This window comes from Alkalibacillus salilacus, from assembly GCF_030812915.1.
In the GTDB taxonomy this organism is placed as follows: Bacteria; Bacillota; Bacilli; order Bacillales; family Alkalibacillaceae; genus Alkalibacillus; species Alkalibacillus salilacus.
On the sequence record NZ_JAUSTQ010000004.1, the window covers coordinates 93,104 to 110,883 of the forward strand.

General features: G+C 39.2%; 19 protein-coding genes. 5 read left to right on the forward strand and 14 right to left on the reverse strand.

From position 1 onward, the window contains the following. Nucleotides 1-31 precede the first annotated feature (31 nt). Complete coding sequence (gene asnB, locus J2S77_RS06335; RefSeq protein ID WP_306975690.1) at nt 32-1,879, reverse strand: asparagine synthase (glutamine-hydrolyzing); 1,848 nt, start codon at nt 1,877-1,879, stop codon at nt 32-34. Nucleotides 1,880-2,024: 145 nt separating this feature from the next. On the opposite strand from asnB, the gene J2S77_RS06340 reads away from it, so the two are divergent. Next, a complete protein-coding gene (locus J2S77_RS06340; protein WP_306975692.1) occupies nt 2,025-2,915 on the forward strand; it encodes a cation diffusion facilitator family transporter in 891 nt (296 codons plus the stop codon). 46 nt (nt 2,916-2,961) lie between these two features. On the opposite strand, the gene mbcS is transcribed toward J2S77_RS06340, so the two are convergent. Then, nucleotides 2,962-4,536, reverse strand: a complete 1,575-nt coding sequence (gene mbcS, locus J2S77_RS06345; RefSeq protein ID WP_306975693.1) for an acyl-CoA synthetase MbcS — start codon at nt 4,534-4,536, stop codon at nt 2,962-2,964. A 144-nt stretch (nt 4,537-4,680) separates the two neighbouring features. Between mbcS and J2S77_RS06350 the strand changes: the two genes are divergently transcribed. Beyond that, the gene (locus tag J2S77_RS06350; RefSeq protein WP_306975694.1) at nt 4,681-5,061 is read left to right on the forward strand and encodes a RidA family protein; all 381 of its coding nucleotides are present in this window, start codon (nt 4,681-4,683) and stop codon (nt 5,059-5,061) included. 268 nt (nt 5,062-5,329) lie between these two features. Next, nucleotides 5,330-6,796, forward strand: a complete 1,467-nt coding sequence (locus tag J2S77_RS06355; protein ID WP_306975696.1) for a catalase — start codon at nt 5,330-5,332, stop codon at nt 6,794-6,796. 357 nt (nt 6,797-7,153) lie between these two features. On the opposite strand, the gene J2S77_RS06360 is transcribed toward J2S77_RS06355, so the two are convergent. From J2S77_RS06360 to J2S77_RS06405, 10 genes are all read right to left on the reverse strand, one after another. After that, complete coding sequence (locus tag J2S77_RS06360) at nt 7,154-7,612, reverse strand: hemerythrin domain-containing protein (protein WP_306975698.1); 459 nt, start codon at nt 7,610-7,612, stop codon at nt 7,154-7,156. Nucleotides 7,613-7,632: 20 nt separating this feature from the next. Then, nucleotides 7,633-9,264: a b(o/a)3-type cytochrome-c oxidase subunit 1 gene (locus tag J2S77_RS06365; protein ID WP_306975700.1), complete on the reverse strand. Its 1,632-nt coding sequence runs from the start codon at nt 9,262-9,264 to the stop codon at nt 7,633-7,635. Next, the gene (locus J2S77_RS06370) at nt 9,265-9,732 is read right to left on the reverse strand and encodes a cytochrome c oxidase subunit II (protein ID WP_306975702.1); all 468 of its coding nucleotides are present in this window, start codon (nt 9,730-9,732) and stop codon (nt 9,265-9,267) included. Between the two features lie 30 nt (nt 9,733-9,762). After that, the gene (locus J2S77_RS06375) at nt 9,763-9,885 is read right to left on the reverse strand and encodes a cytochrome c oxidase subunit 2A (RefSeq protein WP_306975704.1); all 123 of its coding nucleotides are present in this window, start codon (nt 9,883-9,885) and stop codon (nt 9,763-9,765) included. 156 nt (nt 9,886-10,041) lie between these two features. Then, the gene (locus J2S77_RS06380) at nt 10,042-10,725 is read right to left on the reverse strand and encodes a Crp/Fnr family transcriptional regulator (protein ID WP_306975706.1); all 684 of its coding nucleotides are present in this window, start codon (nt 10,723-10,725) and stop codon (nt 10,042-10,044) included. A gap of 70 nt (nt 10,726-10,795) precedes the next feature. Then, nucleotides 10,796-11,431 (reverse strand): trimeric intracellular cation channel family protein, encoded by a 636-nt coding sequence (locus J2S77_RS06385; RefSeq protein WP_306975708.1) that lies wholly within the window; start codon nt 11,429-11,431, stop codon nt 10,796-10,798. Between the two features lie 136 nt (nt 11,432-11,567). Further along, entirely contained in the window at nt 11,568-12,023 is a 456-nt protein-coding gene (locus J2S77_RS06390) for a DinB family protein (RefSeq protein ID WP_306975709.1), read from the reverse strand. Between the two features lie 100 nt (nt 12,024-12,123). After that, complete coding sequence (locus tag J2S77_RS06395; protein ID WP_306975710.1) at nt 12,124-12,300, reverse strand: hypothetical protein; 177 nt, start codon at nt 12,298-12,300, stop codon at nt 12,124-12,126. Then, on the reverse strand, nt 12,301-14,262 hold the full coding sequence (locus tag J2S77_RS06400) for an aconitate hydratase (protein ID WP_306975711.1): 1,962 nt from the start codon (nt 14,260-14,262) through the stop codon (nt 12,301-12,303). Between the two features lie 272 nt (nt 14,263-14,534). Then, nucleotides 14,535-15,227 (reverse strand): aspartate/glutamate racemase family protein, encoded by a 693-nt coding sequence (locus J2S77_RS06405; protein ID WP_306975714.1) that lies wholly within the window; start codon nt 15,225-15,227, stop codon nt 14,535-14,537. Nucleotides 15,228-15,625: 398 nt separating this feature from the next. Between J2S77_RS06405 and J2S77_RS06410 the strand changes: the two genes are divergently transcribed. Together J2S77_RS06410 and J2S77_RS06415 are read left to right on the forward strand one after the other, a co-directional pair. Then, nucleotides 15,626-16,303 carry a queuosine precursor transporter gene (locus tag J2S77_RS06410; RefSeq protein WP_306975716.1) on the forward strand — a complete coding sequence of 226 codons (678 nt, stop codon included), beginning with the start codon at nt 15,626-15,628 and terminating at the stop codon, nt 16,301-16,303. A gap of 125 nt (nt 16,304-16,428) precedes the next feature. Continuing rightward, a complete protein-coding gene (locus J2S77_RS06415; RefSeq protein ID WP_306975718.1) occupies nt 16,429-16,623 on the forward strand; it encodes a YfhD family protein in 195 nt (64 codons plus the stop codon). Between the two features lie 106 nt (nt 16,624-16,729). On the opposite strand, the gene J2S77_RS06420 is transcribed toward J2S77_RS06415, so the two are convergent. After that, nucleotides 16,730-17,374: a permease prefix domain 1-containing protein gene (locus J2S77_RS06420; RefSeq protein WP_306975720.1), complete on the reverse strand. Its 645-nt coding sequence runs from the start codon at nt 17,372-17,374 to the stop codon at nt 16,730-16,732. Continuing rightward, nucleotides 17,364-17,747, reverse strand: a complete 384-nt coding sequence (locus J2S77_RS06425; protein WP_370871791.1) for a PadR family transcriptional regulator — start codon at nt 17,745-17,747, stop codon at nt 17,364-17,366. Before J2S77_RS06425 ends, J2S77_RS06420 begins: the two co-directional genes overlap by 11 nt. Nucleotides 17,748-17,780 lie beyond the last annotated feature (33 nt).

The following is a 17,780-nucleotide window of genomic DNA, read 5'->3' on the forward strand; positions in this document are numbered from 1 at the left end:
CTTTATTGAAGACAAAGCAACGGACCGTTTTTTATGTTGTGACACGCACATCATAATGCTGTAGCCATTTATTAATTTGCCATAGATGAGCAAGGAGTTGTGTTCCTGTCATGAGCTGCCCATACCAAGGTTTGTTATAGGCTTTACCCTCCGTTTCCACTAACTCCTTTAATTGTTTTTTAGATACAAATTCAAATATTGGAGATTCTGAATCCTTTAATACCTCTTCCATCATTGAACTGACTAGTTTCGTATATTCTGGTTGAAACGTTTTTGGATAAGGACTTTTCTTACGATATAGAACCTCATCTGGTAATAACCCTTCTAATGCATAGCGTAATAGCCCTTTTTCATAGCCACCTGCTTGCTTCATTTCCCACGGTACATTCCATACATATTCAACTAAATGATGATCCGCAAATGGTACTCTTACTTCTAGTGTTGCCCCCATACTCATTCGATCTTTCCGTTCAAGCAATTGCGCCATAAACCATTGCATATTCACATAGAAAAGAGCACGTCGCTCTTGATCTTGTTTACTCTCGCCCATTAATTGTGGTGTCTCAGCTAATGTTTCATGATATCTCATGTTTGCATATTCTTGTATATTTAATCGTTTCCGCCATTCAGGGCTTAACAAATCCTCTCGTTCTGCCAATGACCGAATCCAAGGAAATCCATCATGACTTTGATCAAAACCATCTTGAAACCAAGGATATCCACCGAAGATCTCATCTGCACATTCTCCAGATAAACTAACGGTCGTCTTAGACTTTATTTGTTTGCAAAACCATAACAAAGATGAATCGACATCTGCCATGCCTGGTTGGTCCCTCATTAGTACTGCGTCCTTTAAGTAATGAGCCAAATCTTCTTCACTGATATAACAATTGTGATGATTCGTACCAAATCTGTCAGCGATAATCGATGTAAAATCAGCATCTGTTGTCGGTTGAAAGGCATTCGATTCGAAATGATCTCGATTCCCCCGATAATCAACTGAAAAAGTTGGCAATTTTCCTTTACCTTGCCCTTCAAAGTGATTCGCCGCAACAGCTGTAATAGCACTAGAATCTACCCCGCCTGATAAAAATGTTGAAACAGGCACATCAGAAACAAGTTGTCGTTTAACAGCATCTATGAATAACTCACGAACATTAGCCACTGTCTCTTCAAACGAATCCATGTGTTCACGGCTTTCTAATTGCCAGTATCGCCACATATGAACACCTTGTGTCGAACAGGTTAAAGCATGGCCCGAACGTAATTCACGGATCTGTTTAAACAACCCATGGCCAGGCGTACGGGATGGCCCGAGTGCAAAAACTTCTGCTAATCCACTCTCATCTACAAGAGGTTCTATATCAGGGTGTTCTAATAAAGCTTTAGTTTCTGAAGCAAATAAAAATTGACCACCGACTTCACTATAAAATAGCGGCTTCACTCCTAGTCGGTCTCGTGCGATAAATAGCTCCTCTTTAGAATCATCCCAAATAGCAAAAGCGAATATTCCATTTAAAAAATCTAAGCAATCTTTTCCCCAATGAACATAAGCTGTTAACAAGACTTCTGTATCACAAGTTGTTTGAAAACCAAATCCTTCTCGTTTTAATTGCCGTCTTAACTCATCTGTATTATAAAGCTCCCCATTATAAATAATAGTATAGCGATTACGATTATACTCCACTGTCATTGGCTGCCTACCGTGATCTGGATCAATAACAGCTAATCGTTGATGACCAAATGCCACGTGACGATTCATGAAAAAACCTTGATCATCCGTTCCTCTGTGTTGAAGTGTCTCTGTCATCGTTTTTAACACTGGATACTGATTAGGGTTTGTCTGATTCCAATGAAACCACCCCGTTAATCCACACATACGAATCGACTCCTCTCCTAATCTTCTATGTCGTTATCATATGTGATGAAGATCAAATGTTTCATAAATATTTTTAATAACATTAGACTAAATGGAATTAAGATTGGTATGATAAACATTAGCACATCATAAAGTAGGTTAAAATATGGAAAATCGTCATCAAAAAGCACAATTTGCATCGATTATTGGAATCGTCACTAATTTATTGCTTGCGATTATCAAAGGTGTAGCGGGTATTTTCGGTAACAGTAAAGCCCTAATAGCTGATGCGTTTCATTCAGCATCTGATGTCGTAAGCTCAGTTGCAGTCTTAGTGGGTTTACGCGCAGCAAGAAAACCACCTGATCCTGAACATCCATATGGGCATGGTAAAGCTGAGAACATCGCGACTTTAATTGTTGCGATTTTACTTGTTGTGGTTGGCTTCGAGATTCTCCTTGATTCCATTACCTCATTAACAGAGCAACAAGAGAGCACTACAAAAACAATCGCTTTATATGTCATCATCTTTTCAATTATTGTGAAAGAAGTTCTGTTTCAATATAAGAAACGACTCGGCGATAAGATTAATAGCCCTGCACTGATAGCTGATGCATGGCATCACCGTTCAGATGCACTCTCTTCCTTCATTGCTCTAGCGGGTATTGGAATTGCAATGATTGGTCAGCGTGCTGGTATTCCAGTTTTACAATATTTCGACCCAATTGCTGGTGCTTTAATTTCGATTCTTGTTATGTGGATGGGCTTTAAAATCGGTCGTGACGCAGTCAGTGTGACGCTAGAAACAGTACTTGACCATGGACGAACGAAGAAATTTGAAATCACTACTAAAAAGATCAATGGTGTTAAACGACTCGATTTATTAAATGCTAGAACCCATGGATCCTATGTCATCATTGATGTCAAAATCAGTGTTGACCCAACTATTACAGTCAATGAAGGTCATAGTATTGCCGCTCGAGTCAAAGAACGACTGATGGAAGATCATCAAGAAGTCCAAGACGTTTATGTTCACGTTAATCCTTATCATGAATAGTTATCTTGAACGTAAGAATGCCAGGAGGGAATCCTCCTGGCATTTTTTATTGTTGCATCTCTTGCTTTCTAAGTTCTATCCGTCTAATCTTTCCTGACGTTGTTTTCGGCAGTTCTTTGATAAACTCAAGATCACGTGGATACTTATACGGTGCCGTTAAGTCTTTAACATGATCTTGTAACTCTTTAACAAACCCTTCACGCTCAGGATCAACGCCATCTTTTAAAACAATAAATGCTTTTACAATCGCACCACGAACTTCATCAGGACTAGCGACCACAGCACATTCTTGAACATCGGGATGCTTCACTAAGGCATCTTCTACTTCAAAAGGTCCAATTGTATAACCAGAACTAATGATAATATCATCACTTCGACCTTCAAACCAGAAATATCCGTCCTCATCTTTTGTCGCTTGATCACCTGTTAAATAATACTCACCACGATAAGTGGCACTCGTCTTTTCTGGATCTTTATAATATTTCTTAAACAAGGCAGGTGTCGATTGATGAACAGCAATATCTCCCACTTCACCAACTTTGACTGGAACACCATTTTCATTAATGATATCCACTGAGTTACCTGGCGTTGGTTTACCCATCGAACCAGGACGAACCTCCATTCCCTTCGTCACACCGACAAGTAACGTATTTTCGGTTTGTCCATAACCATCACGTACTGTCAAATTGAAATAATGCTCAAAAGTATCGATCACTTCACGGTTTAACGGTTCCCCAGCTGAAACAGCACTATGAAGTTTGCTTAAATCATATTCACCTAATCCATCTACTTTGGCCATTAGACGATACTCAGTTGGCGTACAACATAAAACGTTAATGCCGTAGGATTCGAGTAATGAAAGATACGTTGTGGGTGAGAACTTCCCTTGGTAAACAAAACCCGTCGCCCCTGAGCCTAATACGGATAAGAATGGACTCCACAACCATTTCGCCCAACCTGGGCCAGCTGTTGCCCATACAAGATCTTTTTCTTGAATGCCTAACCATTTCGGCGCAGCTGTTTTCAAATGAGCATAACCCCAACCATGTGTGTGTACAACACCTTTAGGGTTGCCAGTAGTACCAGATGTATAGGATAGAAATGCCATATCATCACGCTTCGTTTGTACTGTTTCAAACTCAGTAGATGCTTGATCAGCTAATTCATCTAAACGGTGCCATCCTGTTTGATTGCCACCCAATATAAAGCGTGTTAAGTCACTAAACTGATTAACCGCTTCAAACTCATCTGTATGAGGATAATAACTGACGACAGCTTTAACGTCACCATGTTGAATACGATACTGTAAATCTTTTGTACGCAACATTTCAGAACTAGGAATAACAACAAGTCCAGCTTTTAATGCTGCAACATAAACTTCATACGCCTCAATTAGGCGGGGAATCATCACTAAAACCTTATCCCCTTTATGTAAGTCTGCCTCTGTAAAAACATTCGCAAATTGATTCGCTCTGTTAAATAACCCTTCATAGGTTACCTTGTCCTTGTTACCGTTTTCATCTTGCCATAGAATCGCATCACGTTGTGGGTCTTTTAGGTACTGTTCAAATTCATTTACGATGTTGTAATATTCAGGTGCTATTAATTGTTCTCTGTTCATATAATCACCCTTTCTTTATTGTATATGTCTGATTATACCAAATTTTCTTAAAATATAAATAATTATTTTGTGATTATCTCAATTGTCATTTTTCGTTCGGGTATTCTTTTGCTAAGATAGAGTTAACACGAAAGGAGCGATTCGATGAAAAAAGTTTATGCAACAAGTCAAGCACCAGAAGCTATTGGTCCATATTCTCAAGCTGTTGAAGTCGACAGTACAATCTACATTTCCGGTCAGATTCCTCTTGTCCCAGAAACAATGGAGATCGTAGGCGAAACTGTCGAAGAGCAAACTCATCAAGTGATGAAAAACATTGGCGCTATACTTAATCAAACAGGCTTAACTTATGATCATTTAGTCAAACTAACCATCCTACTTGATGACATGAGTGATTTTGCTACGGTAAACGATATCTATGCGAGCTATTTATATGAACCTTACCCAGCTCGAGCAGCTTATGAAGTCAGCCAATTACCTAAAAACGTTAAAGTCGAGATTGAAGGCATCGCCAAGCGCTTCTAAACTGACCAATTAAGAGGTACTAAGAATACATGGTACCTCTAAGGTCATTTCACTAGCCAAATAATAAAAATCCATGTATGATAACAAGTGAAAATTTATTAGATTTTTTTGAGAAATATTAAAAGGTTTCTATTAAGTCTATCAATCTTATAGGCTACTTTTTCACTATAGTTTTGTCACAGTTTATTTATAATTATTTTAATTTACAAATCTATATAAATTAGTTAATATAATAATGTATCATTTAATTCTAAGGAGGAATTATTTTATGGTAGACAAAAACAATCGTCTAACGACGTCTAGTGGCGCCCCTGTCGGCGATAATCAGAACTCTATTACAGCTGGCAATCGTGGCCCAACACTAATTCAAGATGTTCATCTACTTGAAAAGTTAGCACACTTTGACCGCGAACGTATCCCTGAGCGTGTCGTGCATGCAAAAGGTGCTGGCGCATTTGGTTATTTCGAAGTGACAAACGATGAAATTTCTAAGTATACAAAAGCAGATTTCTTAAACGAAAAAGGTAAACGCACACCAATGTTCATCCGTTTCTCAACAGTTGCAGGTGAAGCTGGTTCTGCTGATACACTACGTGACCCACGTGGTTTCGCAGTTAAATTTTATACTGAAGAAGGTAACTATGATCTAGTAGGAAACAATACACCGATCTTCTTCATCCGTGATGCAGTCAAATTCCCTGACTTCATCCACACACAAAAACGTAATCCACAAACTAACCTAAAAGACAAAAACATGGTTTGGGACTTCTGGAGTAATTCACCAGAATCACTACACCAAGTTACTTACCTACATGGTGACCGTGGTATTCCTGCCACATATCGTCACATGAATGGTTACGGCAGCCACACGTACAAGTGGGTAAACGAAGATGGAGAAGCATTCTGGGTCAAATACCATTTCGTAAGCGACCAAGGTGTGAAAGGCATGGACGAAAGTGTCGCTGATGAAATTGCAGGTACAAACCCTGACTATCACACAGAAGATCTATTCAACTCCATCGATAAAGGAGACTATCCTTCTTGGACACTTTACGTACAAATCATTCCTTATAACGACTTCAAAGACTATGAATGGGATATTTTTGACGTTACAAAAACAGTAAGCAAAGAAGATTATCCTCGTATCGAAGTTGGTAAGATGGTCTTAAACCGCAACCCTGAAAACTATTTCGCAGAGGTTGAACAAGCAGCATTATCACCAGCTCACTTAGTGCCTGGTATCGAAGCATCACCAGACAAAATGTTACAAGGACGTCTATTCTCTTACTCAGATACTCAACGTTATCGTTTAGGCGTTAACCATGAACAATTACCGGTTAACCGTCCAGTAAATGGTCAAAACAACTATCAGCGTGGCGGTTACATGCAATATGGTGATCACGGCAGCAACATCAACTATGAACCTAATAGCTATGATGACGCACCGAAAGAAGATCCAGACAGCAAAGTACAACAATTCGATGTTGAAGGTGAAGTACTTCAAGCACCTTATCCTAACGCAGACCATTATACACAAGCTGGTGACTTATATCGCCTTATGAGTGCTGATGAAAAAGATCGCCTCATCGAAGCAGTCGTAGGTCACTTAGGCCAGTGCACAATGGAAGAAGTTAAGAAACGTCAAATCGGTCACTTCTACAAAGCAGACCCTGAATACGGTCAACGTGTTGCAGACGGTCTAGGCATGGAAGTACCTGAAGATGTGAAAAAATAAACAAGATTAAATCAACCAGCCGTGAGTGATCGCGGCTGGTTTTTTGTGTGTTCAACTAATTCGATTGTGCGTGTTCGTTTTCCGATACGGCGAGGTGCTTTCAAAAAAGATCGAGCGCATGTTGCGCTCGATCCTTTATATTTAGGCTCTGTTAAAGTTTAGCGTTGATTTTCAAATGACGTAGCACTGAGTTGTTGAATTGTGAGGAGCGAAGGTGGCGACTCCTGCGGGAATAGCACGAGTCTCGAGACCCCGCAGGAAGCGCTTTTCTTCCGAGGAGGCTCGAGCCGTGCCCGCGGAAAGCGTCCACCGACAGCGGATCACAATATCAACAACGGACTTTAACAGACCCTTTATTTAAAACCCACTATATGAATCTCGCATAAATTGACCATTAGCTTGATAGAGATACTTTTCTGGAATTTGTTCTTCTACTTTCGGAAACAGATGACGTTCTTCAAAACGGATATGATCTTGTAATAATTGACCTAACTCTTGCATCTCGTTTGTCATAGCACGCGTTGAGTGTCTCAGTTGATGAACATAGCCACGAACCTGCGCATGCTCATATAACATACGTTTTACTGCTTCATGATCAATCTCTTCACCATACGCTAGGTAAAGAGGAATCAGTACTGTTTCTTCATCATGAAAATGTTGATTACCGTCTTTTTCCCAAAAATCAATTAGTTGCCTTAACATTTCTCGATATGAATGCTTTTCCTTCTCTGTACCTACTTGCGTCATATCCACAGCCATCACTAAAGCATGATGGTGGTGATGAGACAGAGGATATAATGATTCATGTCGTTTCATATTAGAATCCTCCCTTTATATTACCAGAATTTATAACCTGGTGAACCTGGCGCAGGGTTTTGAATAATATCAAATACTGGGATGGTGTAAGCAATTAAAATCAATGCAATCGCAATCCCAATCCATAGCTTCCAGTTTTCCAATAGTTTCGGAGATTTAGTATTTTCATCTAATGCTACCCCAATTGGAAATTCTTCTTGTCCTAATGGTTCAGTTTTAGCTAATCGAATAATTAATATGATAAACATAAAGATTGAGAACAATAATAATGTTCCACCTACAGCCATCGCCGTCTCATAACTCCCCCACTGACTAGCAACTTCATGACCGTTATAGTCACTATTTTGCGTACGACGCGGATTACCTGACAGCCCAGAGAAGTGCATCGCTGCTGACATGATAAACATACCTATTGTCCACAATACAATTTGGAAATTAGCCAAACTGTTCATTCGTTTCGTAAGCACTCGACCTTTTAAATGTGGAATCAACCAATAAGCGATTCCAAAGAACGTTAAAATAACTGTTGCCCCTATTGTAATATGGAAGTGACCTGTGACCCAAATCGTATTATGAATGACTTGGTTCATTTGGTGACTCGCATTGATAATCCCACCTGCTCCAGCTGGAATGAAGAATGCCATACCAATAAACGCCGAAAGAAAACGGACGTCACTCCACGGTAAACCTTTAAACCATCCGAATACACCTTTATACCCTTTTTCACGTCCAGCTAACTCAAAGCTCGCAAACATAGAAAAGGCTGTCATTAACGATGGTAGAATAACTGCGAACGTTAGGATAACTTGCAAGAACTTCCATGCCTCACTGATCCCTGGTTCGGTTAACTGATGGTGGAAACCAACAGGAATAGAGAATAAAATAAATAATAGAAAGGCTAATCGTGCTAGTGAATCACTGAATATTTTACCACCAATCACTTTGGGCACGACTACATACCAGGCCATATAAGCTGGCAGTAACCAGAAATAAACCAATGGATGCCCGAAATACCAGAATAGTGTTCTACTTAATGTCACGTTAATCTCCTCAGACCAACCCAATGACCAAGGGATAAACTGAAAGAGGACTGCTGCAACTACCCCTAACGTTGCAATTAACCACAAGACAATCGTAGCAACTGCCATGAACGCAAATAACGGGGTCTTTTGGCCAGGATTTGCTTTTCGCCATCCATTATATTGAGCAATAACCGCATAACTAGCAAAATATGTTCCGACGATTAATAATGCTAATGCAATATAAAACAAAGGTGATGCTTGTAATGGCGCGTAGAAAGTATAAAGAACTGTCGCCTTATTCATTAGGATCATCACAACACCAAGTACAGTACCAATCGTCATCAGGAAGTAGCCAATCCAAGCTGCTTTACGCCGGTGTGATGTGAATTCCCCTGTTGTGCGTGAGATACCCGCATACATAAATCCAAAAATAAATAATGTCGTAAACACTAAAGCTAGCAATACTCCGTGAGCAGTCAGAATTTGATAATAGTTTAACTTAAATGGCAGTGTGATCGATTCACTACGAACTAAGGTTTGTAATAACCCTAATGATCCGCCAATAAACAGTGCCACAAATGCAGCGTATATATGATATAAACTTAACTTCACGTCATTTTCATTTACCATTTACTCCACCTCCAATTGAGCACTCATGAGATGATGACCCGTTCCGCAATATTCATTACACAAAATCAAGTACTCACCTGTCTCATCAAACGTATAACTCGTTGAATTAACATACCCAGGTGTTGCCATCATATTAACTGTCGTACCTGCTATTTCAAAGCCATGCACCACATCTTTTGAAGCAACCTTAAAGTGAACTGTTGCACCTTCAGGTATTGTAATCTCATTAGGGGTAAATCCATAAGACTGTAAAATCATAACTAACTCATATTCATTTTCCCCAATTTCATGTAAACCTGGGTCATCAAATGGTTCTGTTTCTTCAAGATTTTGCGGATCCACTTTTGTTAAATCACTAGGAGCCCCATGTCCAGAAGCAAAAGCTTGAATACCGACTGTTGTTAAAAATGCTACTAACGTGATAAATCCAATTGCTAGCCAAACTTTCTCTAACTTGTGTACGTGCATAAACCCAACTCTCCCCTCTTATTTTATGAATTACATAAATCCAATAAAGATTCCGATCCACATCAATGTAATAGTAACTCCTACGATTACGACCGAAATAAACGTGCCATAAAGCTTCGGTTCATTTTGGTCCGACTTTTTTCTTGAACTCATATTTACGCCCCCTCTTAAGAATCTAACCTCATCATACAAATCCTTAGGAGAATAATTTGTGATTTGTATCACATTTTGACCATAAAAAAATGACAGCTTTGTGATATTTCTCACAATGCTGTCATTTCATTAATAGGCTTTGAAAAAAATCAACTGTTATATCCGGTCCAATAACGCTTCATAATCGTGGACGATCACGTAGTTTCGGTTATATGTAATAATATTTGATTTCTTTAGTTGATTAAATGTCCGATTCACTGACTCACGTGTAACCCCGACCATATTAGCTAAGTCAGTATTCGTAATCGGTAAGTTTACAGTAATTTCACCATTTGTATCACTTTCACCTAACTCATTCGTCAATTGAATTAGCATTGAAACTGTTCGCTCAAACACTGTTTGCGTGCTAATTTGTTGGACGCGAGACTGCAAATCTAAGATTTTCTTGCCCATCACGCGCATCACTTTGATAGAAATTTTGGGCTTTTGTATTAATAAATTCTCAAAAGCCTCTATTGGAATAGCAAGCAAGTGAGTATCTGTTAATGTAACAGCAGTCGCAGGATAAGGGGAATCATCGAAAAAACCTACATGCGGAAACATATCATTTGAGTGAATGAAATTAATGACTTGTTCTTGACCATTTTCACTCACTTTGTAAACTTTGATCAATCCAGAGATCACAAAAAAGACCGCATCGCGCACTTCACCTTGATGGAAAACAACATTTCCCTTTTTCATTTCACGCTGATTAGCAATATCATTCACTTCCTGCAATTCTTCGTCAGCTAAATCTTGAAAAATCGGAAATTGCCGAAAGAATCCCATTGAATAAGTCATGAAATCTCCCCTTCTGGACGATTGCTCCCCATAATTCCTACAAACTCAAGGTCATTGAATAGTACACTCGTTAAGACGATCGACCAAATCGCCTTAAGAAATTCAACCAGTCACTTCGACTTGGTAATCGCCAGTCATATATTACTGAGAGCATTCTTAACGTAATGATTAATGACAATAATATCATATATTCCATCATCTCATCAGCTAGACCAATGCCAATCACGATCGCACCTAATACAGCCCACATCGCATATATTTCTTTATGTAATACAAGCGGTTTCCGACCTGCAAGGACATCTCGCACCATTCCACCCCCAGTTCCTGTGAGGACACTTCCTACGATAACAGCAGGTAACGGATATCCAGCTGCTACAGCAAACAACGCCCCTTGAACAGCAAAGGAGGATAAGCCAATAGAGTCAAAGAACGCACCCCATTTAGCCCAACCTGTTAAAAACCAATGAAACGGGATGAAAAATAATAACGTCAACGTGATAAATGCGATTAAAAACAACATGCTTTGGTTCCATACTTCTGAAACTGGTAAACCTAAGACAACGTGACGTATAAGGCCGCCGCCAAATGCAGTCGTGAAACCAAGTAAATAAACACCAAAGAGATCATATCGTTCTTCTAAAGCGACAATCGCTCCACTAATAGCAAATGCCATCGTACCAATCACATTTAGAATTTCCCACGTCATATCATCACCCCCATTAATGACAACTTTAAGCAAAGACTTATATTATTTTAACAAATAATGTCGGGATGTGTGACGTGTTCAAAGAAAACTTTATAAAAGAACTAAAAAAAGGCCGACATATGTCAGCCTTTTCCAGTTATTTCATCTGTTTTTGCGCTTTGGCAATACCTGTATGCATTGATTCATGTGAAGTCGCAAATTTAATCGCATCTTCAACCGTTTCTAAATGGAACATGTCGAATGCCATGGATTGATCTAATTTACCTGAAACTAATTGTTGTAATTTCTGGTTATTAGCTTTTAATTGCTCGATCAATGCATCTTTTGTTGGCACTACTTTCTCTCCCCATTCGCTTGGACTCGTTCCGCGTGCGAATAGCTCAGCATAACCATCTGGTACTTGACTGCTTTCACCTAACGCACCTGTGACCAAACTATCAGTTGTGACTAAAGCATGACCAATGTTCCAACGCGGATTGTTGTTAAAACCTTGAGGAATTCGATCTAACTCTTCTTCTGTCATTGATTCAGTTAATTGAATAAGACCATTACGCCAAAAGTCCATATCTGCAAAAATTGTTTGTTCGTTCATTTCCTCATCCCTCCTAAGTTCATAATAGCAAAAGCTCGTCATAAACAAAAACAACCTGCACAAGAAAAGCATCCCAGTCAGACGACTGAGATGCTTTTCATTAGTCTAAAATTCGATTGTTCTCATCAACATTGCTTAAGTGACGATTATCTCCTTGCTCATAGACAGAAACATAACCATCACCGCCACAAACCTTGCATGTATAGCGCCATTCTTCATCGTCCATTAATAGACCAGCGCCATCACATGCTTTACAACGCGAATCCTGTGAACCCATTTAGACACCACTTTCTTGTTTGTTTTTCACCCAATTGATAATGCCTCCTGCTAGTATTATGTCCAAATGGCGGTCAGTTAAACTGTGTTTAACTCGAATTGTTTCATCTTTACCTTTGATGCCCACATCAAATTCATAAGACTCTTGGATTTTATCACGAATACCTGTGAATTCTAAGACGTCATCTTGTTCGACCTTGTCGTAATCACTTTCATTCACAAAAGTTAACGGTAAAATACCGAAGTTAATTAAGTTCTGTAAATGAATTCGAGCAAAGTCTTTCGTAATCACAGCTTTCATACCTAAATAACGCGGTGCTAATGCAGCGTGTTCACGGCTTGAACCTTGACCATAGTTATAACCACCAACTACAGCATGACCGCTTTCATTACGAAGATTCATCGCACGCTCATAGTAATTATCATCAACTATTTCAAACGTAAAGGTACTAATCTTAGGTAGGTTACTACGATATGGTAGAACACGTGAACCGCCAGCTAAGATCTCATCTGTTGAAATGTTATCTCCCATCTTCAGTAAAACTGGCACTTCAAAATGATCTTGTAAAGGATTCATTTGTGGGATAGAGCTAATATTAGGCCCTTTCTCAAGTTCCACTTTTAATCCTTCAGCAGGTGTTGAAGGTGCTTCTAACATGTGTTTTTCTTTTTGGAAATCGACTTTTGTTGGCTCTTTAATCTTCGGATAACTCATATCAAGTGTACGAGGATCCGTAATTTCACCTGTTAGTGCAGATGCAGCTGCTGTTTCAGGGCTACATAAGAACACACTATCCTCTTTAGTACCTGAACGACCAGGGAAGTTACGAGGCGTCGTTCTTAAGCTATTTTTCCCAGATGCTGGCGCTTGCCCCATACCGATACATCCATTACAACCTGCTTGGTGAAGACGAGCTCCAGCTTGGAGTAAGCTTGCGATATGGCCGTCTTCTACAAGTTGCGTTAGGATTTGACGAGATGATGGGTTAATATCAAGTGATAACCCTTCTGCAATATGTTTATCTTTAACAATCTCAGCCACAACAGCAAAGTCACGGTAACCAGGATTAGCTGATGAGCCAATATATGATTGATAAATCGGTTCACCTGCTACTTCGCTAACAGGTACAACTTTACCTGGACTTGAAGGTTTAGCAATTAATGGCTCTAATTGTGAAAGATCAATCTCTTCTTCAATATCGTACTCAGCACCACGATCAGCTGACAGTTCTTCAAATTCTTCTTCACGGCCTTGCACTTTCATGAAGTGTTTCACTTCTTTATCTGCCGGGAAAACCGTGCCTGTTGCACCAAGCTCAGCTCCCATATTCGCAATCACGTGACGATCCATCGCTGATAATTCTTTGACACCTGGACCGTAATATTCAATGACTTTGCCGACGCCACCTTTTACATCATGACGACGTAATAACTCAAGAATCACATCTTTAGCACTGACCCAATCAGGTAGCTTACCAGTTAACTTAATGCCCCAAACTTCTGGCATTTTAATGTAATATGGCTCTCCAGCAATCGCTAAAGCAACATCAATTCCTCCTGCGCCCATCGCAAGCATACCCATACAACCGTTTGCACACGTATGGCTATCTGAACCTAATAATGTCTTACCTGGGCGAGCTAATTTTTGCATGTGAACAGGGTGACTGACCCCATTACCTGGGCGACTATAATAAATGCCAAAACGATTAGCTGCACTACGTAAGAACATATGGTCATCTGGGTTACGATAATCATCTTGGATTAAGTTATGGTCAACATATTGGGCAGAGACTTCTGTCTTAGCTTGATCAATGCCCATCGCTTCAAGCTCAAGCATAACCATGGTACCCGTCGCATCCTGCGTTAATGTCTGATCAATTTCTAACCCTATTTCTTCACCAGGTGTCATCTCACCTGAAACTAAATGTTCAGAAATGAGTTTTTGTGTTACATTCATTTTCATAACCTTGAATCCCCTTTCAATAATATTCCGCACTTCATCTTACTTACTTAACAATCTACCCTTTTACATACATTCTTAAACACTTAACCCAACAGTTCTCACCTTTTATAGAATGTTCAAATCATCTCGAATTAGTCAAAAAAATCATTTTATTACCATATTAAAAAGGAGAGCCCTATATGGTAACCCTCCTTTTTCAATGAATAATGTAGATTCACTCTACAATTATTTCTATTCAGTTAATCATAAATCATGTAAACAACAAGCGATTCTCATCTTTCTATAGCATAATCAACAGCCCGTGTGACATGAATTTGAGACGTATCAAAAACTGGCACTGTCACATCATGTGATTTAATCAATAGCCCAATCTCTGTACAGCCAAAAATCACGCCTTCTGCTCCCTGTTGTACAAGTTGATTAATCACATCAATATAATACTGCCTTGACTTCTCATGAAATTCACCTAAAACTAACTCTTCAAAAATAATTTGGTGGATACGATTCTGATCAGTCTCATTAGGAACTAATACTTCTAAATCTTGTTCAGCGATTCGCCCTTTATAAAATTCTTGTTCCATTGTATACTTCGTCCCTAATAATGCGACACGATGAAGGCCATGCGCTTTAATGGCATCAGCTGTTGCATCAGCAATATGAATGATCGGAATTTCAGTTGCCATGTCAATCTGATCGATTACTTTATGCATCGTATTGGTAGCTAAGACAATCACGTCAGCTCCAGCTAATTCAAGCTTCTTCCCCGCTTCAGCTAACACTTGTCCAGCCTTATCCCATTCACCTTCAGCCTGATAACGTTCAATCTCAGCGAAATTCACGCTATAGATCATGCATTCAGCAGAATGAAGCCCACCTAAACGCTCCTTCACTTGTTTGTTCATTTCCTGATAATACTCAGCTGTCGACTCCCAACTCATGCCACCAATCACACCGATTGTTTTCATTACAATACCACCTTCCGACAAAATCAAATTATTTCCCGGGTAATAATACATGTTTCGATGAGTGTATCATCACTGGATGAATTGTTTAAAAAGCATTCAAGCAGAAAATTTTTGTTATTGAAAGATCCACACGCATAGAATAATCAGCTAATTTTCAATCATCCATCCATTAAATTATTAGCATCATATTAGAGCAAGAAATGTCATAAGTCAAATGACCTTAAAGGTTTGTCGCTTGTGTACAACATACAGTTAAACATAGAGGCGATCTAACAATTAATGATTGAAACAACGTATTGTTGAGTGGTATGATTTACAAGCGATTTAGCTACAAAAATCGCAGATTAATACAGCAGTTACCCAAAACCTGCTATAAAAAAATTAAGGAGATGACCAAATTGAACGAGATTTTATTTTTTGTGACGTTAGCCATTAACTTTATAGGGATATTGTTATTCTATAAATTATTTGGAAAAACCGGATTGTTTGCATGGATTGCTTTTGCAACAGTGATTGCGAATATAGAAGTTGTTAAAAGCGTCAATATCTTCGGTTTAGAAGCAACGCTCGGAAATGTCGTCTATGCGACGATCTTTTTAGCCACTGATTTATTAAATGAGAAATATGGTAAGGAAGAAGCACGCAAGAGTGTATTTGTTGGACTAGCTTCAATGGCATTTTTCGTCATCATGATTCAAGTCGACTTAAATTATGTACCGAACTCAGAAGACTTCGCCCATGAACCAATGGAAACATTGTTCAGCATTACACCGAGAATTATGATCGCAAGCTTTGTGGCCTACTTCATTTCTCAACTACTTGATGTGTATATATTTGACGCCATTAAACGCAAAACTGATGGCAAGTTTTTATTTATTCGAAATAATATCAGTACAGCAACGAGTCAATTAGTGGACAGCTTTATCTTCACTTTCATTGCCTTTCTCGGTGTATTTGAATTCAGCACAGTCGTTATGATTGGAATTACAACCTATTTATTAAAACTTCTTGTGGCTATCTTAGACACACCGATTTTATATCTTGCACGTAAAATGAATGGTCCAGAAAAAGAATAAACAAACCTAGCCATCGTTCTGATCAGAACGGTGGTTATTTTATGATTTATTATTCATCATTCATACATATCAGATCACCCATATGCACATACTACGCGTGTTAACTTTCAGAAAGGGTGAACATGATGGGAAAAGATGAACACAAAGGAAAAAGTAAAAAGCCATTAGGGCAAACACCAAACAATCAACAAGTCGAATCTAAGGATGTTGAATTCGCAGAGGACTTAGCCGATAGCGCTGATTTCGAAGCACAACGAAGAGCTGCCGAAGCTGAAGAACGCACTAGACAGGAAAAACATAATAAACGACGATCATTATAATACAAAAGCCCCGAAGCGACCAATTTACTTATTGAACAGTCACTTCGGGGCTTTTTTGATGAGTGGCTATATTCATAACTAAAATCACAGAGTGCTGTTATTCAATCTACTTCCTCCGACTCACTCTCGTCATCAACAACAAGCTCAACCATAATCCAAAGCCAATCACAAAAAATACCGTAAAAGCAGAAAAACCTATAAATAACTCACCTGTCGCTAAACCTGATATTACAGCCGTGAATATCGCAAATAACATAAAACCAACTGCAACGGCATAAAGCGCAGCTCTCAGGCGTTGCATCGCATACATGGTCTTTGTTTCACGCGTTAGAATACCGTACGTTAAAAACACTCCTCCGATGACTGCAAAAATACCTGCGCCTGGGACGGCTACTGGCTCAACTTCCATAAACATCATGCTCACAGACATTAGTAATCCAAAGACAATTAACATGGACCCAATCACGAGTGCCCCAACGGCCATTCTGTTCGTCATTGATGTATAGACGGTTTGTTTGGATTCATCTGCACCATGTTGTCTCATATCTTCTACGAGGCCACTCATGTCCCCCATCGATGCTTTCGCTTCCTGAAAAGCTTCTTCATCACTCATGCCCTGTTTTTGATAATCGCTAATACGAGCATGCATATTCGTAATTAATTCTTGCTTTAAATCAAATAATTGCTGACTCTCACTTACGCCTTTAAATAGATCGTCCACGTATTGTTGGACATCTCGATTAAGATTCATCCTCATTTCCTCCTGTAATCAATTTATTTAATATTTCTTTAGCAAATATCCAATCTTTCCGGTTCTGCTCATACGCTTCAAGTCCAGCCTGAGTTAAACGGTAATATTTCCGTCGCCCCCCTTGAGTTTCATCGCCCCAATACGATTCAATTAATCCGTCCTTTTGTAAGCGTCTGAATGCTGTATAGAGAGTCGCCTCTTTCAATTCGTACTCACCATCGCTTAAGCCAATAATTTGTTTATAAATCTCATATCCATAACTATCGCCTTGGCGCAGGATATTCAAGATAATCGTTGATGTATGTCCGCGAATTAAATCTGTTGAAATATTCGATGCCAAATGTCTCACCTCCACAATAACAATGTACAACATATTACTTTGTCTGTCAAAGTAATATGCTACAAC